The organism is Sulfuricurvum sp. MLSB (assembly GCF_000747095.1).
In the GTDB taxonomy this organism is placed as follows: domain Bacteria; phylum Campylobacterota; class Campylobacteria; order Campylobacterales; family Sulfurimonadaceae; genus Sulfuricurvum.
This window is the reverse complement of record NZ_JQGL01000125.1, coordinates 1-20,747: the sequence shown is the minus strand read 5'-3', so window position 1 is coordinate 20,747 and position 20,747 is coordinate 1. Positions and strand designations below refer to the sequence as shown.

The following is a 20,747-nucleotide window of genomic DNA, read 5'->3' as shown; positions in this document are numbered from 1 at the left end:
TAACTCGTTGCAAGCAAGGGCCAGATCTCCGGTATGGACATCCAGCAGATGAAATGCCGCCTGATTGTCCAGAGCAACTCCGATGGATTGTGCTTCCTGAATCAGGATGGCGCGGGCTTCGTTGGCATACGGATGGAAAAAGCGCACTGACCCTGCATGTGAGCCTTTGAACGCACTGTCAGCCCCTTTGACGTCGTCTCCGTAGTAGCAGTAGACAAAAGTATTGTCGGGATTTTTCCCAACCAGTTCGATGAGGGCGTCCAGATCGCCTTTGGGGAGCTTTTTTTCGCTTTTGACGATCAAGAGATTTTGGTCGCCGAAGAGCGAACCTTGTGAGAGATGGGCTTTGGCGGTGTTGAAATCGTATTCGTCGTAATAGAGGCTGAGTGCCGATGCACCCTCTATCGCCGTCAGGCGCTGGGCGTAACGGTCGATCAGAAAGTGGCTCTCACCGAACAGTGCCATCGCACGCGGTGCGCTGTTGTTTTGGAGATGACGGTCTAAATCCTGTCTATTCATCCGTGTCCTTGTCTATTTTTCGTATAAATGATGCAGTGATTTTAGCCGTTGCAAGGTCGGCGTGGTCGATTCGAACGATGATGTCATCGAAAAGCATGAGTCCGAAATGGGCGGTGACGTTGACCTGCGCTCCCGTGATAACATCATGGATTTCGGCATAGATGTCATCTTCGGCGCGCATGACGCGGGCTTTGAATTCCTGACCGATGACGGTGGCGGCCCAGCGGGCAAATTTGCGTTCATGGAAGCGGATTTCGATGTCACTGGCTTCGCGCTCTTTTTCGCTGATCGAGGTACAGAGCGATTCGATGTTGCGCAGGACGTAGGAACCCTCTTCGGTGTCATGCGCCTGAATCGCTTTGAGCAGGCGGTGCACGATCAAATCGCTGTAGCGGCGAATCGGCGACGTGAAATGGGTATAGCGCTCGAATCCCAATCCGAAATGCCCGACGTTATAGGGGGCGTAGCGCGCCTGCATCTGCGCGCGGATGATGAGGGTGTCGACTTCGCTGACAAGTCCCCGTTTTTCGGCTTCGGCTTGTATGGCGGTGATGGTCTCTTTGACCGAAGTCTGGAATTCGACGAAAATGCCGATGGAGGCCAGCTCGGTATAGAGGCTTTGGAGTTTGAGCGGGCTAGGGGGTTCGTGGATACGGAATACTCCCCGCTCGTACATCGAGGCGGCGGCTTTGTTGGCGAGCAGCATACAATCTTCGATAAGTGCGTGGGAAGGGGTTTCGACGGCGAATTCGGTCGAAACGATATGCTGTTCTTCATCAATCCGCATCTCCAGTTCGCTGGAGCGGAAGTTGTACCCTTTTTTCATCCGTTCTTCGCGCAGTTTGTGGGTGAGGTCGTTGAGTGCAGGGATGTAGGCCAAAACGGCGGCCTCTTTATCGGTTTTGGCCTGTAAATTCCCTTCCAAAAACGCGTCGATCTCTTCGTAGCTGAAGCGTCGGTGGGAATGGATGATCGATTCATACAGATCAAAAGAATCGATCTCGTACGTTGTCGGATTGATCCGCATCTCGAAAGTGTAGGCGAGGCGGTCGACAAGCCCCTGAAGCGAGCAGAGGGTTTCGCTGAGTTCGCGCGGCAGCATCGGAATCGAGCGGTGGGGCAGATAGATCGAAAAACTGCGGTAGATCGCTTCGGCATCGATCGCTCCGAAGGGTTTGACGTATTCGCTGACGTCGGCGATCGCGACGTAGAGGGTGGAAGTCTCTTCGACGTAGCAGATCGCGTCGTCATAGTCTTTGGCGGTGACGGGATCGATCGTGCAGAACGGAAGGTGGCGCAGATCGCGGCGGTTCGGATAAAGCGACGCGTCGACCTCTTTGGGGAATTCACGCGCTTGGGCGAGCACCTCTTCATCGAACGCGTCGTGTTTGTTGTAGAGGGCGAGGACGATTTTCTCATCCACTTTCGGATCGGAAAGGTTCCCCAAATACGCGGCGATTTGGCCTGTTTGGTTGTTGATCTGGTACAAGGAGCCTTCTTCGGAGTGGGGAAGATCGGAGAGGGCAAATCCGGCCGGGTGGGAGGTACGGATGTCCTGAAGTACTGATACGCCGCTTTTATTGGCAACGACGGCGACGCTGAAGGTTTCGCTCCGTCCGGCGATGAGAACGACTTTGGCCTGCGGGCCTCCCCGACGGCCCAGAAGGCGCTGGGCAATAACGAGATCACCGTTTTTGGCCCCCATCAGGTTCGCCGCATCGATAAAATGGTCGCGGATGCTTTCGCCGATGGTTTGCAGGTAGGCTCCCCGCTCCAGCGCGAGGCTGACGATCCCCGCACGGTATTGCGATGCGAAACGATATACTCCGCTTTCGTGCTGCAGGAGTTTCATTCCCATCCATTGTTGGACTAACGGGCGTTCGGTTTCGGTGATGTCTTGGTCATACAGACCGTGCGTTAAGCGGATCAGGAGTGATTTCATGAAAAGAATTATAGCCCGTAAATACTTCTATGTTAGAATAACCTTTTAATTTGACAAAGGAAATTCCCTAATGACGCATGAAGCAATTTTGAACCAACTCGGATATGCTCCAAACGAAGCATTGAGCCTGCAGCTTGGACGGATCGAAGGTAGTACACACGGATATGAAAAAATCATCAAACATATTTTGGATCTTCACGAAGCGCTGAAAACAGATGAATCGTATGTGGCCCTTTCCAACAGCAACGATTATTTCAAAATCAAAATCGATGCAACAAGCGATACCAGCAAGGCTGATGCGCTGGAGAAAATTAACCACTTCGCCGACAAATACAAAGTGGAACTTCAAAAAGTCGAAGGGAAACCGACCTATTACATCCTCGGATTTGCCAAATAACAATGCACGTCGAACCGATGACCCCAAGAGGGTATGATGAGCTGCTGCGCGAGTTTAAATATCTCAAAGACGTCGAAAAACCTCGTGTCAATCAGGAAAAACAGCGTGCGGCGGAGTTGGGGGATCGGAGTGAAAACGCCGAGTACCATGCGGCCAAAGAGAAACTGCGTCACATCGACAAACGGCTTTTTTATCTCAACTCGATGATCGAAAAAGCACAGATCATCGATCCGTCCGTTTTGGATCATACCCGTGTTCATTTCGGTGCGACGATCCGAATTTGCGATGGGGATAATGACGAGGAATTTTCGTACACTATCTGCGGAACGCTGGAAAGCGAGCCTGAAAACGGCTTAATTTCGGTTCATTCACCTCTCGCACGCTCTATGCTGGGAAGAGAAGAGGGGGATGAATTGAACGTCACTCTCCCCAGTGGAAGAAAGAATTATGAAGTGATCGAGATTTCGTATATCGATATCTTTTCACTCAAAAAAAATATCCGCACCGAAAAAGATTTCGGGTTTAAATAACACCGCTTTAAGATGGGTGAATATTACCCTTTGGTATAATCACGACCTAATTATGAAATACTCAAGGAAACTGTCGTGAGCACTCCCCTTCCAGATATCGAAAAAGTTCTAAAACAGCATAAACTCTCACTTGGAGATTATGACCATATTAAAAAAATCCTCGGACGCGAACCGAACCTCGTTGAAATCGGGATTTTTTCGGCGATGTGGAGTGAACACTGCAGTTATAAATCGTCTAAAAAACATTTGAGCGGTTTCCCGACCAAAGCTCCGTGGGTTATCCAGGGACCGGGTGAAAACGCGGGTGTCATCGATATCGGCGGCGGTTATGCGGCGGTTTTCAAAATGGAGAGCCATAATCATCCGAGTTTCATCGAACCGTATCAGGGTGCGGCAACCGGCGTCGGCGGGATCATGCGTGACGTCTTTACAATGGGTGCCCGCCCGATCGCCAATTTGAACGCACTTCGTTTCGGAAACGTGCTTAACAAAGACGATATCAGTGCGCACCAGCGCTACCTCGTACGCGGCGTCGTTTCGGGCATCGGCGGATACGGCAACTGCATGGGGGTTCCGACGATCGGCGGCGAGACGAGCTTCGATGAATGTTATAACGGCAACATCCTTGTCAATGCGTTTACTCTCGGGTTAGCGAAAAGCGACGAGATTTTCTACGGTAAGGCAGAAGGGATCGGGAACCCGGTTATCTACGTCGGAAGTAAAACGGGGCGAGACGGTCTCGGCGGTGCGGTCATGAGTTCGGACAGCTTTACCGAAGCGTCTAAAAGCCTTCGTCCGACGGTACAGGTGGGCGATCCGTTTACCGAAAAACTGCTTCTCGAAGCGTGTCTGGAGCTTTTCAAAACCGATTACGTCGTAGGGATTCAGGACATGGGTGCTGCGGGACTCACGTCGAGTTCATTTGAAATGGCCGGACGTGCGGGAAGCGGTATGATCATGCATCTTGACAAGGTTCCGGCACGCGAAGAGGGGATGATGCCCTATGAGTTCATGCTCTCCGAGTCGCAGGAACGTATGCTGATCTGTGCGAAAAAAGGCTCCGAACAGGCGATCATCGATATTTTCGAGAAATGGGATCTTGACTGTGCCGTCATCGGTGAAGTAACGGCTACGGGGAAAATGGAATTGTTCTGGCACGGTGAGAAATGTGCCGAAGTCCCGGTTGATCCCGTGAGCGAAGAGGCTCCGGTATTGGATCGTCCGATGAGCCGTCCGGCCTATCTTGATGAGGTCGCCAAAGTGACACTAAACGATTTCGATGCTGTTGACAATCAGAGTGCTTTTGAAAAACTGATCCGTTCGATGGAAGTAGTCGATAAAGGATGGATCTATCAGCAGTACGATTCGATGGTACAGACCAATACGGTTAAAAAAGGGGGCGAACTGGATGCCTCCGTTATCCGTGTTAAAGAGAACGGTGTCGCGCTTGCAATGAGTGCGGACTGTAATGTTCGTTTCTGCTACATCGATCCAAAAGGTGGAGCGGCAGCCGCAGTCATCGAAAGCGGCCGTAATGTCGCAATGAGCGGTGCAACGCCTAAAGCGATTACCGACTGTCTAAACTACGGAAATCCTGAAAATCCTGAAGTTATGTGGCAATTCGGCCAAGGATGTTTGGGGATTAAAGAAGCGTGTGCCGAACTGAACACCCCGGTTATCGGCGGTAACGTATCGCTGTATAACGAAACGAACGGCAAATCGGTTTTCCCGACTCCCTCAATTGCCATGGTCGGTGTAAACGAAGACCAGAACAAAGTTCTTCTTTCTGCGTTTCAAAAAGAGGGGAATATTTTGTACCTTGTCGGTGAGAGCAAATCCGAATTCGGCGGATCGCTTTACATGAAAGAACTTTACAACGTCGTAGCGGGGACTCTTCCTGTGATCGATTACAACAAAGAGCGCGCGTTGTGGAATCTGGTCATCGAGGCAAATAAAAAAGGGCTTCTTGCTTCGGCCAAAGACTGCAGCGCCGGCGGTGTGGCAATCGCACTGGCCAAAATGGCGTGTGTGAGTGATAAAGGGGTACAAGCCGCAATATCTGTTAGTGATGCTCGCGATATTTTTGCTGAGAGTATGTCTCGCGCCATTATCGAAGTCTCACCTGAAAACTGCGCCGCGTTCGAAGCGATGGCAGGTGCGTTAGCGTGGTCAAAAATCGGTAGCGTAGGTGGAAAAGAGTTTGCAGTGAATGATGTGAAAATGAATCTCGCCGATATGCAAAATATCTATTACGGGATGTTCCAAAAAGTCATCGAAGGGGATCTTTAAGATCCCTTTTTGTTTTTACTCTTTTAATCTCTCAATTTTTGCGCCCAATGCGCGTAGCTTTTGCTCTAAATTTTCATATCCGCGATCAAGATGATAGATACGGTGGACGTTTGTCGTTCCTTCTGCTGCCATAGCCGCAAGAACGAGTGCACTCGAAGCACGCAAATCGGTTGCCATGACATCGGCTCCGAACAGCTCGCATGGCCCGATAACGGTAGCCGTATGCCCGCTGAGTTTGATCTCCGCACCGAGACGCTGCAATTCGCTGACATGCATGAAACGGTTTTCAAACAATCGCTCTTCGATAGTGCTGGCTCCTGTTGCACGGGTCGCTAGAGCCATAAACTGTGCCTGCATATCAGTAGGGAATGCAGGATACTCTTGCGTCACGATATTAACGTGCTTGAGCTCTGTAGCGGGATGAATCGTCATAGTGGTTTCGTCGCACTCGATACGGCATCCCATTTGTTCAAGTTTTGCCGTTACCGCATCGAGATGATCGGGACGAACATTTTCCAACGTGATGGTAGAGTCGGTAATAGCACCGGCACACAGATAAGTACCCGCTTCGATACGGTCGGGAATGACTTCAAAATCGACCATATCGATCGTTTTTCCGCCCGTACCGACAATGGTCAGTTCGGAGGTACCGATACCAGTGATATCGATTCCGCTGTCACGGAGGATTTCACATAGCTGTACAACTTCCGGCTCGCGTGCGCAGTTGGTGAGGGTTGTCTTACCGTGGGCAAGGGCAGCGGCCATGACGATGTTGGCGGTGCCGGTGACGGTGATTTTGTCGAAAATGATGTGGGCGCCTTTTAGCCCGTTTGGCGCTACGGCATGGACGTATCCGGCGTGGATTGTGATTTCGGCCCCCATTTGTTCAAGCGCTTTGAGGTGCAGATCGATCGGGCGTTGTCCGATCGCACATCCGCCCGGCAGTGAGACTTCGCAGTGACCGAAACGGGCCAGAAGCGGACCCAGAACCAGAATCGACGCACGCATCGTTTTGACTATGTCGTAATTTGCCATCGTGTGATGGACGGTTGACGTGTCAATGTTCAGAATATGGTCTTGGAGAGTGCAGCTTGCCCCGAGGTTTTGCAGAAGTTTTAGCAGCGTCTTGATATCGGCCACTTCGGGCATATTGGCCATCTTAACCTTGTTGTGAGCCAGCAGTGCCAATGTGATGAGAGGCAACGCCGCGTTTTTAGCGCCGGAGATGACAACGGTTCCTTGAAGCTTAGTGGGGCCTTGAATACGTAGATAGTCCATAAAATTCCCAAATAAAAAAAGTTTGATATTATAAGTCAATGTTCGTTAAAATTATCAAAATTTAAGTGTCCAAAGGAGAATATGTGAGTTCAGCCCTCGATCGCCTCAAAAACCTGACCGCACAAATCTCCAGTTATGAGTTGGAACGCAAAAAAAATATCAAAGAACTTGAACGACTGTATCAGCAACTGGGTATCGATAAAAAGGTAGCCGCATTTGAGGATCTGTTTGCGTTCAAAGCGATCAACCTCTCCGGAATTTCCCTCTCTGACGAGGATCTGGGAGCCATTAAAGAGGGCAAATATGCCCAGGTTATCGGGATTATGTACGACAAAGAAGCCAAAGTCAAAAATAAAAACATTTCGCTTGCCTATTACGGACGGGTTGAAAAGCTCTCGCCGGAACAGAAAAAGGGCATTATCGCTTTTGTGCTCGGATGGCGGTTTGAGAAAAGCTTTCGAACGCTGGAGCACTATCACGATCTGATGGGACAGTTAAAAGCATTGAACGATGAAGAAGCATGCTGATCTTTTTTGATACCGAAACAACGGGAGTGGAAACTTCCGATCGCATCTGCGCCGTCGGAATGGTGCAAGAAAACTCTCCTTATTATGAATTAATCCATCCGGGGCGTAAAATTCCTCCTGCCGCTTCTGCCATTCATCAGATTACGAACGAAATGCTCAAAGATGCTCCTGTATTCGCCGATTCCAACAGCTATCGGCGGCTCAAAGAACTGAATGAGGAATCGAATGTTCTGATCTCCCATAATGCTCCGTTTGATATCGCGATGCTGATAAAAGAGGGAGTGCAGTGGAAGGGGGAGATTATCGATACCCTCAAATGCGCCAAAGCGCTGATGGACGATCTGGACGGGTACAGTCTGCAGTTTCTGCGCTACGAACTGCGGCTGTATCGGGAAGAAGAGGAATTTTTCGCGTCTTTCGGAGTAGGCATCACTCCGCATCATCCCCTGAGCGATGCACTTCATGTGAAGATGCTCTATGCGTATCTGCTTGATCTGGCCGATCATGAAAAATTGGTGGAAATTTCCCAAAGTCACGTACTGCTAAACCGCCTTCCGTTCGGCAAATATGCCAAGCGCCGTATCGAAGAGATCGCCCTCAAAGACCCGGGATACCTCAAGTGGATGCTCGAGTCGCTGGTGGACATGGACGAAGATTTACGCTACAGTATCGAACATTTTTTGAGGGAAGTACCGTGAAAGTAGCCATTCAATGCGATTCTCCGTTGTTACAGCGTTCATTGGAACTTTTTTTGGAAGGGCAGTTAAGCTCGATCCGCCAGTGCGATATTCTGATTCGGGACAAAGAGATACGAGATGAGAACCGCCTGACCTTCACCATCGGCTCATCCGAATCGTCCGATCTGATCAAGCCGTTTTCAAAAGCACAGCTGCTTCACGCGCTTACGCAAAAGGTTGAATCGCTGAAACATGCCCCGGCCGACACGATGGAAGAAACTTTTGTACCCGCTGAAGAAGAAGGGGTCAGTTTCGAAGTCCTCGAACGCCACATCGAGAAACTGACGCGTGAATACCAATCCAACATTCTCAAAGCGATACGTGCATTTTATGAAAAATAATCCTCCGCTGACCAAAAAAATCATTGCCGGAAAATTCAAAGGCAAGACGCTCAAACTCCCTTCCAAAGAGACGACGCGCAGTTCCAAAGCGATCGTTTTGGAGTCATTTTTTAATACGATCCAGTTTGATATTATCGATGCGACGGTTGTCGAAGTGTTTTCGGGAAGCGGTTCCGTCGGGCTCGAAGCACTTAGCCGCGGAGCCAAAAAAATATTTTTTATGGAAAAAGACCGTGATGCGGTGAAAACGCTGCGCCAAAACATTGCCCAAACCGATCCCTCTGCATGCGAAGTGTACGAAGGAGACAGTTTTGCCAATATCGCTCAGGTTAAAAAACGGCTCGAAGCACTGGGTGAGAGCGCTTTTATTTATGTCGATCCTCCCTTTTCATACCGTGAAGGGATGGAAGAAATTTACGATAAGACGCTGCATCTGATCGCGTCTTTTCCTCCCGAATGTGCGAGATTGTTTATCATCGAGCACATGAGTACCCTTGAACTGCCCGAGACGATCGGCCTGTACAATCGGATCAAAACAAAAAAATTCGGGAAAACCTCACTGACCTACTACGCGTAATCCTTTTTTGGAATGAACTTTGCTTTTTCCTTGTACGTTACAAAGGACAAGCATGAGATTAATCGTACTAATTTTTCTTCTACTCTCATCATTGCAAGCCGCACGGATCGGTGAAATAGCCAATGTCGTCGGCGTGCGGGACAATCAGATTATCGGATATTCGCTTGTCGTCGGTTTGAAAAAAACCGGGGACGGGACAACGTCGAAATTTACCCTTCAATCCATTGCGAACATGCTTAAAGCGATGAACATCGATATGAATCCCGTCGATATCAAATCCAAAAACGTCGCCGCCGTCGTCGTTACGGCTAAATTCGCCCCTTTCGCCCGTCAGGGGGACACGTTTGACGTCGTCGTCTCTTCCATCGGAGATGCCAAATCGCTCGAGGGGGGGACGCTTTTGATGACCCCGCTCAAAGGGGTGGATGGAAAAATCTACGCTCTGGCGCAAGGACCGATCAGCATCGGCGGCAAAAACGAAAGAGGCGCGGGTGCGGAATCGCATCCGACCGCCGGTATGGTCTACGGCGGCGGATTGGTCGAGCGTGAAATTCAGCAGGACCTTTATCATCAGCAAAACGCGACCCTATCGTTGAAAACGTCTAATTTTTCCAATGCCGTAGCCATCCAAAACGCCATCAACGCAAAATACAAAGGTGCGCTTGCAACGGCGCTCGATTCGCGCACGATCAAGCTGGATCTTCCTAAAAACCGCTCAATGGTCGAGTTTTTGGCAGAAGTGCAAAACATGGACATCAGCTATGCGCAAGAACAAAAGATTATCATCAACGAGCGGACCGGAACGATTGTCGCAGGTGTGGATGTCGAAGTCAAGCCGGTTGTCATTACCCAAGGAGACATGACCGTAAAAGTGCTCTCTCAAAATGCGGTCAGCACTCCGGCAGGAAGCGTCGCAATGGATAAAAGTCTTGTGATCGGGCTGAACGAAAACGAGATATACACCGAAAAAGGGACGACAACGGTCGCCAACATCGCCCGATCACTTCAAAAGCTTGGGGCAACTCCCAAAGAGATGATTGCCATTTTGCAGGCGATGAAAAGTGCCGGAGCCATTGCGGTCGATTTGGAGGTAATCTGATGGATGTATCAACCGTACAGTATCAAAAAGCGGTTCCGACGATCGGAACCAAAGAAGGGGATGCAGCCCTGCGGGAAAAAACGGATCAGTTCGAGGCGATCATCGTCAAAATGATGCTGGACGAGGCAATGAAAGAAGAAAAAAACCTTTTCAGCGCCAATGATCCGGGAGAAAAAATCTTCAAATCGATGTATCGCGAGGAACTTTCCAACGCCAGTGCAGGGGGATTCGGGTTTTCACAGATGCTGTTTGAACATTTGAGCCAAAAAGGGGTGAAAAACTAAATTTTTTGGATTCTTTGCCGATATGGTAGGTAGACATCATAAACGGACAAATAAGAAGGATTCACCATGATCTCAAGTGTGAACAGCTCACTTATCAAAGGTGCTTACCCAGAAGCATCATTTAAAACAAAAGAGCAGGAAAAACCGGCTCAATCGATTACAAAACAAGGTGACACAAGCCGGATCGAAGAGCTTAAAGCTTCTATCGAAAAAGGGGAATACCGTGTCGATATCGAATCGTTGGCAAAGCGCATAGCGCAAGAGCTGACATAACACGAACAGGAGTTTATGATGTTGTCGTATCAATTACAAAGCGCAATCAAAGAATTGGAAGCCCTCATCACTTTGTCGGAAGAAGATATAGCCGACATCAAAGAAGCCAAACATAATCCGCAGTTTGAACGCTTGGCTATCAAAGAAGAAAAAATTAAAAGTTTTGAACACAAAAAAGCGATGATCGATCGTGAAATTTCAAAACTTATGACGGCCGAGCCTTCCAAGCCTCTTAGCGAACTTTTAGATCACGAACAACATCAGCAACTCGATCTGCTCAAACAAAATCTTTCCAAACTGCGCGAAGTCAATCAACGATACGCAAAAATGGTTTTGAGTGTCGGCGCTTTTTACAATACGCTTCTTGAGCGGGTCGTACCTACCCACATGGACGGATATCAAAAAGTAGCCTCTTCGGATGCGTCATTTTTGGAAGTGAGAGCGTAAAGATGGCATCAATTTTCAACGCGCTTCATATCGGATACAGCGGGCTGAATGCGGCCCAGGTGGGAATCGATACGACCGGACACAATATTTCCAATGCCGAAACCGAGGGGTATTCGCGCCAACGGGTAGTCACTGCCGCAGCGTATCCGGTCAATGTCGATCCGGGGCAGCGCGGAAACGGAGCGCAAATTACCGAGATTGTCCGTATCTTCGATACTTTCGTCTTTAACCGCTATGCCAGTACCGCTCAGTCAAAGTCGTATTCCGATACGATGAAAAAACATCTGGAAGAGCTTTCAACCTATTTTCCCGATATTGACAATATCGGTATCAAAGCAGACTTGCAAAACTATTTTGACGGGTGGCAGGCACTTGCGAACAATCCCGGAAACAGCGCATTGAAAGTATCGCTCGCCCAACAGGCGCAGACGCTCTCCCAGCATATTAGCCAAACCAGAGATCAGGTCGCAGCCTTGCAAAGTTCGATCAATGATCAGGTCAAGGTGAACACCGAAGAAGTCAATCGTATCGCAGAAAAGATTGCCGGGCTCAACAAATCGATTATCGAAGCCGAATCGGGCAGAATCAATAATGCCAATGATTTACGAGATCAACGCTCACAGCTTGAAATGACGTTGTCCGAACTTATCGGTGCCAAAGTCGTCGTCGGCGGTGCCGTCAGTAACAATGGAGTTGACAGCAATATTGCGGTCGAAGAAGGCAGTTATACGATTCTGGTCGGCGGGTTTAATATCGTCGACGGTGCACATTTCCATCCGATCGGGATTGAAAGCACAAGCAGTGCCAAGGGATACAATACCCTTTATTACGAACGTCAAGATGGCGTTCAAATGCCGTTTGCGCAGGATGTTAAAGGCGGAAAAATCGGTGCGTTGCTGGAACTGCGCGGCTCAATTATCGGGGATGACGGGGAGTTTGAGGACGGGTTTTTGCAAGAAACCATTGATAATCTGGACAGTTTTGCCAAAGGGCTGATCGAAGCGACGAACAACCTGTATGCCGCCAGTGCGACTGGGGCGATGCAATCAATGTCTCAAGGGTACACGGATACACACGCCCTGCTCAGCACCGGAGAAAATTTCAAAGCCGGGACGTTTGATATCGTTGTGTACGATATCGACGGAAACATTGCCGCTCGCAGAACGATTACGATTGATGATGCAACCGTGATGGGTGCTTTGCCCGCACCGCCTGCTAACAGCATTGTAGGGCAGCTCAACGCTTCAATGGACGATACGGGCGATAACAATGCGCTTAACGACATTGACGATATGCTTGAAGCGCAGTTCGGGACCGCGCAAAATATTTTGCGCATCGATTTCAAAGCCGGAAGCAATCTTGCCGAACAGGGGTATACGTTTGCGATCGAGGATAACGGGACCAATTTTGCCGGGGTTACGGGTCTTAGCCGTTTCTTTGACGGCAACAGTGCAAAAAATTTGAGCCTGAATATCGACATACAAAATGACGCCACGACGATTAGAGGATTTGGTGCTCCTGTCAGCGGTGACAGTCATACGGCACTCGCAATGGTCGAATTGCAGTTTTCATCCGTCACGTTTTCGCAAAACGCTCAAACGACCAGTGACACAGTGTACGGGTATTACGATTCCCTCGTGACACGAGTCGGGACAACGACGAATTCGATCATCCTGAGTAACGACACGATTACGGCGCAGTACAATGCGATTCAACAGGAACATGATTCGATTTCAAAAGTAAGCATCGACGAAGAGATGGCCAACTTGATCCGCTATCAAACATCGTATGGTGCCGCCGCCAAAGTCATTACGACGATCGATCAGATGATGGCGACGTTGCTGGGCATCAAGCAGTAATGACCTCTTTTAGCATTGTCTCCCTTGCGGGAGTCATTGTCTTCTCGTTTATCGGGCCGTTTATGTACACGGCCGATCCTCAATATTTCGATACAAACGCTATTTTACTCTCCCCATCAAGCATGCATTGGTTCGGTACCGACCGGTTGGGACGCGATGTATTGGCCCGAATGATGGAAGGCGGGCAGGTATCGCTCATCATCGGTTTTATGAGCGCACTGATTTCGACGCTGATCGGTTTGGCATACGGAGTGAGCGCCGCATTGCTGCGGGGCGGATTTGATAAAATCTTCATCGTCGTCGTCGATCTGTTTTTGACGTTTCCGACGCTGTTTTTGCTGTTGACGCTGGTAAGTTACGTGAACGCGTCGGTGTGGGTATTGATCCTTATCATCTCGATTACGGGATGGATGGGGACGGCACGGCTTATCCGATCGGAAAGTTTCGCGATTTCCTCAAAGCCCTTTATCCGTATTCTGCGGATCGCCCGTGTCCATCCGATCAAAATCATTTTCAAATACTACGCCCCGCTGCTCGCACCCATCGTATTGGTCAGCTTTACGTTCGGGGTAGGGGGAGCGATTCTGGCCGAGTCGGGACTTTCATTTTTGGGACTTGGAATCACGCCGCCGCAGATGAGCTGGGGGAGCATCCTCAGCACGGGCAAAGAGGTGATCGATATCGCGTGGTGGGTGAGTTTCTTCCCGGGGCTTATGATCTTTATAGTCACATTCGCATTAATGAATATCTCGAATGCGTTGCAGGCGCAGCTGAATCAAAAAGAAGTGCGTTAGTTAACGCAACACGTGACCGACAAATTTGGACATATTGTTCAATATTTTACCTCCGCGTCGGAAACCTAATCCGCACGCTTCATACGCAAAAAAGACTCCCGCCTGATAGCTGTTGCCGGCGGTATCTTTAGGGAATTCGACGTATTCTTGGTAGACGGGCTTGAAATTACCGTACGGACCTTCGTTGGACTCGCTGACGCTTCCCGAAGCGTCCATAATACGCACGTTGGCACCCTCGCGCCCGAACATCCGTTTTTCGACTTGAGCGATTCCGTTGAGCGGCTCGAACGAGGTTTTGAGCAGGTACGGGGAATCCGGGAAAAGATCGCAGAGGATTTTCATTATCCCTTTGGACTGGAACAGCAGAGTATATGCCGGATTGAGAATGATCGCTTTTTGGTTGTTCATGATCGCAGTGAGGACGGTTGCCAATTCCGGTTCATCGATGGCGATGTCTTCCCACGGGAAAAGCTTGAACCAGTACTCGTAAGGATTTTCAGAACTGTCGTAGATCCCCTCGTCGTCAAACTTGACGCCTCCCAGTGGCTCGAATCCGGTCTCGAACCCCGCATCGATCGCCATCTGTTGCAGAAGACGTACCGTCTGTTCCTCTTCGATGTTGCCGCTAGCCGAGCTAAAGAGGATTTTCCATCCGTCGTAATAACGTTCAAAATCGCTCGGGTCGTCAAAGAGGGTGACGAGGCGGCGGAAATTGTCGCTGATGGTCTGATAGACATTGTTGAACTGCCGATCTTCATCCATTCCGTTGTGTTGAAGAATCGCCCATTGCACAATAGTCGTCTCAAACAGAGCCGTCGGAGTGTCGGCATTGAATTCGATCAGCTTGATCGGCTTGCCGTCAATTCCTCCCGCGAGGTCAAAGCGGCCGTATAGATGCCAGTGGACGTCGTTTTCCCAGCTTTTTTTGATGGCATCGATCAGGTTGAAGGGGATGCCGAGGTCAAAAAAGAGGTTGTTGTCGATGACGTGCTGGGCAGCGGTAGCATACATATCGTAGAGTTCATTGACCGCTTCGTAATACGCTTCGGCTTCGGCATCGCTGAGCACGACCAACTCGTCGGCAACGTACTTGCTCGTATCGCTGTCCGTATGCCAGTGGAAGCCGATCTTTTCCAGTACGCCATCATCGATTGAGCGGACTTTTTCTACAGATACCATCGTTTATCCCCCGTAACTGCTGCTGGCAGTCGTTGTTTTGGAAGCATCGTTGCCGAAATAGCTTTTTTTCTGCGTCCCAGAAGTAGCGGAAGAACCTGTGCCGCCGGCAGAGCGGTGATAGGCGGAACGGTTGGAAGCATCCTGATTTTTGCGGAAGGTGGAGTTGTTCATCAGCGCATTTCCGATCACGTTACCCAACAGCGCACCGGCTGCTGCGGCAAGGATAGTACCGCCAAGTCCCATCCCTTCGCCTTGAGGTTCGGCGTTAAGCTCGGACTGTCCCGCCTGCATTTTGTCGTATTCCTGCTGGGCCAGTGCCTTCATCTCCGCTTCGCTCATGACACGTTCGGTGACGGTACCGTTTTCGTCGGTCTCTTTGATAATGGCACGGCTGGGGCCGGTAGTCGGCATCTCTTCGACGACGACGTATTTACCGTCAGGTTGCTGTTCCACGACAAGGAATTTGTTTTGACCTTCGGCTTGCTCGGCAGGTTTTTCTTCCGGGGCACTTTGGCATCCGCTGAGCGCGCTCATAAGAACGAGGCTGAATGAACCTAAAAAGGCGGTTTTGGCATTAAAAATATGTTTCATTTTTTTTCCTTGATGAGTTTTATCGTAGGCGTACGACCCGGTTACGTCCGAGACGGTAAATTTTTGACGGGCTTTGCTCGCACATGCCGCGGGCATCTTCAATGATGCGGTCGGCTCGTTCGCTGCAAAATTGCGGATCGAAAGAGCCGCCGCTTTCGTTGGCAGAGGTCGAATACAGCCAATCGAACGGACGTATCATTGCCGCGTGTTCGGGATCGGTAACGTAACGGAAAGCCTGATTTTTAACGATGAAGGTACTTTTGCGGGCATAGCGGACGCGGCGCTTATGCGCTTTCGGAATCCGTATCTGGGTTTGCAAAGTACGAAGTTCGCAAAAAACTTTTAAAAAAGGTTTGCCCTGATTACGCCCTTTTGCCTCGTAGAGGCGATCGGCGCTCTGGGAGAGAAAACCGACGGTCGTATCGGTCTGGGCAAGGAATATAGGCATGACTTATAAGCAGAGATAGTCTTGCAGTGCGTTAGGAGACATCCAGCTGTCGTCTTTCATGTGTCCCATCGCTTCGATGGCTGCGCGTGCCGCACTGAGAGTCGTGAAATACGGGATACCCATTCTTAGAACGATTTGACGGATTTGCTCGGCATCTTTTTTGGCCGTTTGATTATCGGAGGTATTGATCGCCAACGCGATTTCGCCGTTTTTCATGACATCTTCGATGTTCGGGCGCCCTTCAGAAATTTTCAGAACCGCTTCGCATTCAATTCCCGCTTCTTCCAGCACTTTTTGCGTTCCGCGGGTCGCGATGAGTTTGAAGCCTTGAGCTTGCAGTCCGCGTGCAATTTCGGCCGCATGTTTTTTGTCTCCGTCGATGAACGACAAAAAGCAGGTTCCCGATGTCGGGATTTTATTGCCGGCCGCCAGCTGGCTTTTGGCGAAGCTGACGCCGAAGTTACTGCTGATGCCCATGACTTCGCCGGTCGATTTCATCTCAGGAGAGAGAACCAGATCGGCACCGTAGAGTTTGTTGAACGGGAAAACCGCTTCTTTAATCGCGACATGCCCTTTGAGGCGCGGTTTGAGAAGGCCGCTTTCTTCCATCACGATATTGTAGTTGTCATAGTATGCCAACGCATTGCGAAGGGTATCGCCCAGCATAACACGGGTAGCGACTTTTGCCAATGGCATACCGGTCGCTTTGGAGACAAACGGAACGGTGCGTGACGCACGCGGATTGACTTCGATAAGGTAAATCTCGTTGCGGTAGATCGCGTACTGGATGTTGAGAAGTCCGATGACTCCCAGTCCCAGCGCGATGGTTTTGGTTTGCTGCTCGACTTGTGCTTTGAGTTCGTCGCTAAGCCCTACCGGAGGGAGAGAACATGCGCTGTCGCCCGAGTGGATGCCGGCTTCTTCGATGTGCTGCATGACGGAACCGATGTAGACCTCTTTTCCGTCACTGATTGCATCGACGTCAAGTTCGACAGCCTGATCGAGGAATTTGTCGACGAGTACGGGAGAGTCGTTGCTGACCGATACGGCGACATCCATATAGGTGCGAAGTTCGTCTTCGTTGTAGACGATACGCATTGCCCGTCCGCCTAGAACGTATGAGGGACGCACGAGAACCGGATAGCCCAGTTTTTCAGCAACGGCAAACGCTTCTTCTTTGGTCATTGCGATGCCGTTTTCAGGTTGTTTAAGTCCTTTTTCGATGACGAATGCCGAGAATTTTTCGCGGTTTTCAGCCAGATCGATGACTTCGGCTGAGGTTCCGGCAATTTTGGCGCCGATCTCGTGCAATCCGTTTGCAAGTTTCAGCGGTGTCTGACCTCCGAAATGTACGATGATCCCGTCAGGCTGTTCGGCTTCGACGATGGAGCGGATGTGCTCGAAATCGATCGGTTCGAAATAAAGGACATCGGAGGTGTCGTAGTCGGTGGATACCGTTTCGGGGTTACAGTTGACCATGATCGTTTCGATCCCCATTTCTTTGAGGGCGAAGGAAGCATGTACGCAGCAGTAGTCGAACTCGATCCCCTGACCGATACGGTTAGGGCCTCCACCGAGGATCATCACTTTTTTCTTGTTGCTTAGGCGCGGAGCCTGAAGACCAAAACGGGTGATGTTGGTGGTCGAATACAGATACGGCGTTAATGAGCCGAATTCTGCGGCACACGTATCGACTTCGTTATACTCAAACGCGATTCCCATCGCCTTGCGTGCATTGTAAATGTCCGCTTCTTTGGCGCTTCCGCCGTTTTGCGTGATGAGGCGCGCGATATTTTTGTCGGAGAACCCTTCGGTTTTCAGTCGGCGAAGCTGTGCTTCGTCGCTAAGGGTTGCCGTTGTGATATTTTTTTCCTGCGCAACAATCTCTTCAATTTGGGCAAGGAACCACGGATCGATTTTGGAAAGTTCGAAGATGTCGCTGATACTAAGACCCATGCGGAACCCTTGCGCGACGTAGAGGATGCGCTCGGCGTTCGGGCGGCGAATTTCGTGTTTGACGAATTCAAGGTCTCCTTCGATAGGGTCAAATCCGCTCAGGCCTGTTTCGAGTGAGCAAAGTGCTTTTTGGACCGATTCTTTAAACGTTCGCCCGATGGCCATCGCTTCCCCGACCGATTTCATGCTTGTCGTGAGAGTTGATTCGGCTTCCGGGAATTTTTCAAAGGTGAAGCGGGGGACTTTGGTAACGATATAGTCGATGACCGGCTCGAACGCCGCAGGTGTCCCCGTGATGTCATTGGTGATCTCATCAAGGGTAAATCCGACGGCGAGCAAGGTTGCGACTTTAGCAATCGGATAACCGGTTGCTTTGGATGCGAGTGCGGATGAACGTGATACGCGGGGATTCATTTCAATAACGATCATACGTCCCGTCGCAGGATTGACAGAGAACTGTACGTTTGATCCGCCCGTGTCAACGCCGATTTCACGAAGAATCGCGAACGATGCGTCACGCATACGCTGATACTCTTTATCGGTAAGGGTCAGGGCCGGTGCAATCGTAATGGAGTCGCCGGTGTGAACTCCCATCGGATCAAAGTTTTCGATGGAACAGACGATGATACAGTTATCGTTGCGGTCGCGGATAACCTCCATCTCGTATTCTTTCCATCCAAGAAGCGACTCTTCGATCAGGATTTCGGTGATCGGAGATTCGTCCAGCCCGCGCTGGGCGAGAAGCTTGAATTCGTCGATGTTGTATGCAACGCCGCTTCCGCCTCCCGCGAGGGTATACGACGCGCGGATGATGATGGGGAACCCGATTGCTTCGGCAGCTGCCATCGCTTCGTCCATGTTGTACGCGTAACGGGAGATCGGTAGGTCCATGCCGATTTTGATCATTGCCTCTTTGAAGGCCTGGCGGTCTTCCCCTTTTTTGATCGCGGCAGGGTTGGCACCCAAAAATTCGATCCCCTCAAGCATCCCTTTTTCATGCATTTGCATGGCGGCATTAAGAGCGGTTTGGCCTCCCATCGTCGGAAGGATCGCATCGACGTTCTCTTTTTTGATGATCTCGGCGATGATTTCGGGTTTGATCGGTTCGATATACGTGCGGTCGGCAAACTCGGGGTCGGTCATGATGGTTGCCGGATTGGAGTTGATCAAAACGACGCGATATCCTAACTCTTTGAGCGTTTTGACCGCTTGTGTTCCGGAGTAGTCGAATTCGCAGGCTTGACCGATGACGATCGGGCCTGATCCGATGAGTAATATCGTTTTGATGTCGTCGCGTTTTGGCATTGAGACCCCTCATACAAAAAATTTGTATATTATAGGGAAAAGGCACTTAAAATCGGATTATCTGACCTTGGTGATCACATGAAAATAGGCAGGATTCTTACCGTAGAAATACGGTTCGACAACGGCGCTTTGGTACCCCTGCGCTTTTGAGATCGATACGACTTTTCCCACTTTAAGGCCGGCTAAAAAAATCTTGTCGAGGCCGGAGGTAAGCACTTCGTCTCCGACAGCGATCGGAATCCAGGTCGGGATGAATTCGACAATGACCCGTTTGCTGTTATTGCCTCGGACGATTCCGGGGGCTATGTTGTTTCCGACGGTCACGGCGTAGGAGCTTTTGACATCACCGTTAAGCAATGCCATCGGACGTCCGTTGTTGGCAACGACGATACCTGCCGCATATCCGCGGTACAAAAGCCCATAGACCGATTTCGGATTAAACGTCTCCATTTCGATCCACAATTTGTGGGGATCGCCGAAGCGGACATACGAAAGGGCCCGTACCAGTGTGACGTTTGTATCGTTGTGGATGGTGCTGTTGTGCTCACGCAACAGTTTTTGGTATTCGTCGGCAACTTGATGCAAAGAGAGCAATTCCAGTTCGTAGAAGCGGTTTTTCGCGCGTAGATCGATGATCGTCCGTTGTTGGTTGAAATGTTCGTCGATTGCGTGGTCGACGGTCTCGGTTGCTTCATGATACGATGTTTTGAGTGCTGATGTCAGACGAAGTATGGGGGATTGCAGCAGTCCCGTGAAGTAGAGTGCTCCGCTTACCGCAAGGGCAAGCAAAAGGATAACGCTCAGTTTTTGTTTATTCATTATCGAACAGCTCGTGGAGTTGGTCGATCTCCTCTAGGGCACGTCCGGTTCCGCGTGCGACACAGAGCAACGGTTCATCGGCGACGTACACCGGGATTTTGATGATTTCAGAAATGTATTTGTCCAATTGACGGATCAATGCTCCGCCTCCGGTCAGAATAACACCGTTGTTGACGATGTCTCCGGCAAGGTCAGGCGGCATGTTCTCCAACACGTCACGTACCGCTTCGAGAATCTCTTTGAGCGGTTCACGCATTGCTTCGCGCGCATCTTCGCTGGTCAGTTCGATGGAGGTCAAAAGCCCTTCGACCTGATCGCGGCCGTTGATGATCATTTTGAGCTCTTGGTGAAGCGGCATTGCCGTTCCGATATTGATCTTGATGTCTTCGGCGATACGCTCACCGATGAGCAGGTTGTATTTGCGTTTGACGTAATCCATGATGGCGCGGTCGATCTTGTCACCCGCGATACGGATCGAGCGGCACAGTACCAGACCGCCCAGAGAGATAACGCCGATTTCGGTCGTTCCCCCTCCGATATCGACGACAATGTTCCC

21 protein-coding genes and 1 pseudogene are annotated in these 20,747 nt (G+C 50.2%); 13 read left to right on the top strand and 9 right to left on the bottom strand.

The window, feature by feature from the left end; all coding sequences use genetic code 11:
* Both JU82_RS08895 and JU82_RS08890 read right to left on the bottom strand, forming a co-directional pair.
* A pseudogene (locus tag JU82_RS08895) lies at positions 1 to 519 on the bottom strand (DNA polymerase III subunit delta); the annotation flags it as partial.
* Positions 512 to 2,461 carry a ribonuclease R family protein gene (locus tag JU82_RS08890; RefSeq protein WP_037949556.1) on the bottom strand — a complete coding sequence of 650 codons (1,950 nt, stop codon included), beginning with the start codon at positions 2,459 to 2,461 and terminating at the stop codon, positions 512 to 514. The gene JU82_RS08890 and the pseudogene JU82_RS08895, both read right to left, overlap by 8 nt.
* 70 nt (positions 2,462 to 2,531) lie before the next feature.
* On the opposite strand from JU82_RS08890, the gene JU82_RS08885 reads away from it, so the two are divergent.
* The 3 genes from JU82_RS08885 (at position 2,532) to purL (ending at position 5,677) form a co-directional block, all read left to right on the top strand.
* Positions 2,532 to 2,858: a hypothetical protein gene (locus tag JU82_RS08885; protein WP_037949553.1), complete on the top strand. Its 327-nt coding sequence runs from the start codon at positions 2,532 to 2,534 to the stop codon at positions 2,856 to 2,858.
* A 2-nt stretch (positions 2,859 to 2,860) separates the two neighbouring features.
* Positions 2,861 to 3,388, top strand: coding sequence for a transcription elongation factor GreA (gene greA, locus JU82_RS08880; RefSeq protein WP_037949551.1), 528 nt, complete (start codon positions 2,861 to 2,863; stop codon positions 3,386 to 3,388).
* A gap of 75 nt (positions 3,389 to 3,463) precedes the next feature.
* Positions 3,464 to 5,677, top strand: a complete 2,214-nt coding sequence (gene purL / locus JU82_RS08875) for a phosphoribosylformylglycinamidine synthase subunit PurL (RefSeq protein ID WP_037949550.1) — start codon at positions 3,464 to 3,466, stop codon at positions 5,675 to 5,677.
* Between the two features lie 15 nt (positions 5,678 to 5,692).
* On the opposite strand, the gene murA is transcribed toward purL, so the two are convergent.
* Positions 5,693 to 6,955, bottom strand: a complete 1,263-nt coding sequence (murA, locus tag JU82_RS08870) for a UDP-N-acetylglucosamine 1-carboxyvinyltransferase (protein ID WP_037949548.1) — start codon at positions 6,953 to 6,955, stop codon at positions 5,693 to 5,695.
* A gap of 83 nt (positions 6,956 to 7,038) precedes the next feature.
* Here murA and JU82_RS08865 point away from each other — a divergent pair, with 83 nt between their 5' ends.
* The 10 genes from JU82_RS08865 (at position 7,039) to JU82_RS08820 (ending at position 13,893) form a co-directional block, all read left to right on the top strand.
* The gene (locus JU82_RS08865) at positions 7,039 to 7,482 is read left to right on the top strand and encodes a hypothetical protein (protein ID WP_037949546.1); all 444 of its coding nucleotides are present in this window, start codon (positions 7,039 to 7,041) and stop codon (positions 7,480 to 7,482) included.
* Positions 7,476 to 8,180 carry an exonuclease domain-containing protein gene (locus JU82_RS08860; protein ID WP_037949543.1) on the top strand — a complete coding sequence of 235 codons (705 nt, stop codon included), beginning with the start codon at positions 7,476 to 7,478 and terminating at the stop codon, positions 8,178 to 8,180. Before JU82_RS08865 ends, JU82_RS08860 begins: the two co-directional genes overlap by 7 nt.
* Positions 8,177 to 8,560 (top strand): hypothetical protein, encoded by a 384-nt coding sequence (locus JU82_RS08855; RefSeq protein ID WP_037949541.1) that lies wholly within the window; start codon positions 8,177 to 8,179, stop codon positions 8,558 to 8,560. Before JU82_RS08860 ends, JU82_RS08855 begins: the two co-directional genes overlap by 4 nt.
* On the top strand, positions 8,550 to 9,137 hold the full coding sequence (gene rsmD / locus JU82_RS08850) for a 16S rRNA (guanine(966)-N(2))-methyltransferase RsmD (protein WP_037949539.1): 588 nt from the start codon (positions 8,550 to 8,552) through the stop codon (positions 9,135 to 9,137). The genes JU82_RS08855 and rsmD overlap by 11 nt, the downstream gene beginning before the upstream one ends.
* 52 nt (positions 9,138 to 9,189) lie before the next feature.
* Positions 9,190 to 10,236: a flagellar basal body P-ring protein FlgI gene (locus JU82_RS08845; protein WP_037949537.1), complete on the top strand. Its 1,047-nt coding sequence runs from the start codon at positions 9,190 to 9,192 to the stop codon at positions 10,234 to 10,236.
* Positions 10,236 to 10,520 (top strand): rod-binding protein, encoded by a 285-nt coding sequence (locus JU82_RS08840; RefSeq protein WP_037949535.1) that lies wholly within the window; start codon positions 10,236 to 10,238, stop codon positions 10,518 to 10,520. Before JU82_RS08845 ends, JU82_RS08840 begins: the two co-directional genes overlap by 1 nt.
* A gap of 66 nt (positions 10,521 to 10,586) precedes the next feature.
* Positions 10,587 to 10,793: a flagellar biosynthesis anti-sigma factor FlgM gene (locus JU82_RS08835; protein WP_037949534.1), complete on the top strand. Its 207-nt coding sequence runs from the start codon at positions 10,587 to 10,589 to the stop codon at positions 10,791 to 10,793.
* 18 nt (positions 10,794 to 10,811) lie between these two features.
* Complete coding sequence (locus JU82_RS08830; protein WP_037949531.1) at positions 10,812 to 11,240, top strand: hypothetical protein; 429 nt, start codon at positions 10,812 to 10,814, stop codon at positions 11,238 to 11,240.
* 2 nt (positions 11,241 to 11,242) lie between these two features.
* A complete protein-coding gene (gene flgK, locus JU82_RS08825) occupies positions 11,243 to 13,099 on the top strand; it encodes a flagellar hook-associated protein FlgK (protein WP_037949530.1) in 1,857 nt (618 codons plus the stop codon).
* Positions 13,099 to 13,893 carry an ABC transporter permease gene (locus tag JU82_RS08820; protein ID WP_037949527.1) on the top strand — a complete coding sequence of 265 codons (795 nt, stop codon included), beginning with the start codon at positions 13,099 to 13,101 and terminating at the stop codon, positions 13,891 to 13,893. Before flgK ends, JU82_RS08820 begins: the two co-directional genes overlap by 1 nt.
* Here the strand turns inward: JU82_RS08820 and JU82_RS08815 are convergent, their stop codons facing one another.
* From JU82_RS08815 to JU82_RS08790, 6 genes are all read right to left on the bottom strand, one after another.
* Positions 13,894 to 15,072, bottom strand: a complete 1,179-nt coding sequence (locus JU82_RS08815; protein WP_037949525.1) for a glutathionylspermidine synthase family protein — start codon at positions 15,070 to 15,072, stop codon at positions 13,894 to 13,896.
* Between the two features lie 3 nt (positions 15,073 to 15,075).
* A complete protein-coding gene (locus tag JU82_RS08810) occupies positions 15,076 to 15,663 on the bottom strand; it encodes a hypothetical protein (RefSeq protein WP_037949524.1) in 588 nt (195 codons plus the stop codon).
* 19 nt (positions 15,664 to 15,682) lie between these two features.
* A complete protein-coding gene (locus JU82_RS08805; RefSeq protein WP_037949522.1) occupies positions 15,683 to 16,111 on the bottom strand; it encodes a hypothetical protein in 429 nt (142 codons plus the stop codon).
* A 3-nt stretch (positions 16,112 to 16,114) separates the two neighbouring features.
* Complete coding sequence (gene carB, locus JU82_RS08800; protein WP_037949521.1) at positions 16,115 to 19,372, bottom strand: carbamoyl-phosphate synthase large subunit; 3,258 nt, start codon at positions 19,370 to 19,372, stop codon at positions 16,115 to 16,117.
* 57 nt (positions 19,373 to 19,429) lie between these two features.
* Positions 19,430 to 20,191: a rod shape-determining protein MreC gene (gene mreC / locus JU82_RS08795; protein WP_037949519.1), complete on the bottom strand. Its 762-nt coding sequence runs from the start codon at positions 20,189 to 20,191 to the stop codon at positions 19,430 to 19,432.
* Positions 20,184 to 20,747: rod shape-determining protein (locus tag JU82_RS08790; protein ID WP_037949517.1), on the bottom strand; the 564-nt coding region annotated here is incomplete at its 5' end. The genes JU82_RS08790 and mreC, both read right to left, overlap by 8 nt.

Bases quoted from the DNA above. Each gene is read 5' to 3' on its own strand.
- greA (WP_037949551.1), top strand. From the start codon at position 2,861: ATGCACGTCGAACCGATGACCCCAAGAGGGTATGATGAGCTGCTGCGC.
- JU82_RS08805 (WP_037949522.1), bottom strand. From the start codon at position 16,111: ATGCCTATATTCCTTGCCCAGACCGATACGACCGTCGGTTTTCTCTCC.
- mreC (WP_037949519.1), bottom strand. From the start codon at position 20,191: ATGAATAAACAAAAACTGAGCGTTATCCTTTTGCTTGCCCTTGCGGTA.
- carB (WP_037949521.1), bottom strand. From the start codon at position 19,372: ATGCCAAAACGCGACGACATCAAAACGATATTACTCATCGGATCAGGC.
- JU82_RS08840 (WP_037949535.1), top strand. From the start codon at position 10,236: ATGGATGTATCAACCGTACAGTATCAAAAAGCGGTTCCGACGATCGGA.
- murA (WP_037949548.1), bottom strand. From the start codon at position 6,955: ATGGACTATCTACGTATTCAAGGCCCCACTAAGCTTCAAGGAACCGTT.
- JU82_RS08810 (WP_037949524.1), bottom strand. From the start codon at position 15,663: ATGAAACATATTTTTAATGCCAAAACCGCCTTTTTAGGTTCATTCAGC.
- flgK (WP_037949530.1), top strand. From the start codon at position 11,243: ATGGCATCAATTTTCAACGCGCTTCATATCGGATACAGCGGGCTGAAT.
- JU82_RS08830 (WP_037949531.1), top strand. From the start codon at position 10,812: ATGTTGTCGTATCAATTACAAAGCGCAATCAAAGAATTGGAAGCCCTC.
- JU82_RS08820 (WP_037949527.1), top strand. From the start codon at position 13,099: ATGACCTCTTTTAGCATTGTCTCCCTTGCGGGAGTCATTGTCTTCTCG.
- JU82_RS08835 (WP_037949534.1), top strand. From the start codon at position 10,587: ATGATCTCAAGTGTGAACAGCTCACTTATCAAAGGTGCTTACCCAGAA.
- JU82_RS08845 (WP_037949537.1), top strand. From the start codon at position 9,190: ATGAGATTAATCGTACTAATTTTTCTTCTACTCTCATCATTGCAAGCC.
- JU82_RS08890 (WP_037949556.1), bottom strand. From the start codon at position 2,461: ATGAAATCACTCCTGATCCGCTTAACGCACGGTCTGTATGACCAAGAC.
- JU82_RS08815 (WP_037949525.1), bottom strand. From the start codon at position 15,072: ATGGTATCTGTAGAAAAAGTCCGCTCAATCGATGATGGCGTACTGGAA.
- JU82_RS08885 (WP_037949553.1), top strand. From the start codon at position 2,532: ATGACGCATGAAGCAATTTTGAACCAACTCGGATATGCTCCAAACGAA.
- JU82_RS08860 (WP_037949543.1), top strand. From the start codon at position 7,476: ATGCTGATCTTTTTTGATACCGAAACAACGGGAGTGGAAACTTCCGAT.
- rsmD (WP_037949539.1), top strand. From the start codon at position 8,550: ATGAAAAATAATCCTCCGCTGACCAAAAAAATCATTGCCGGAAAATTC.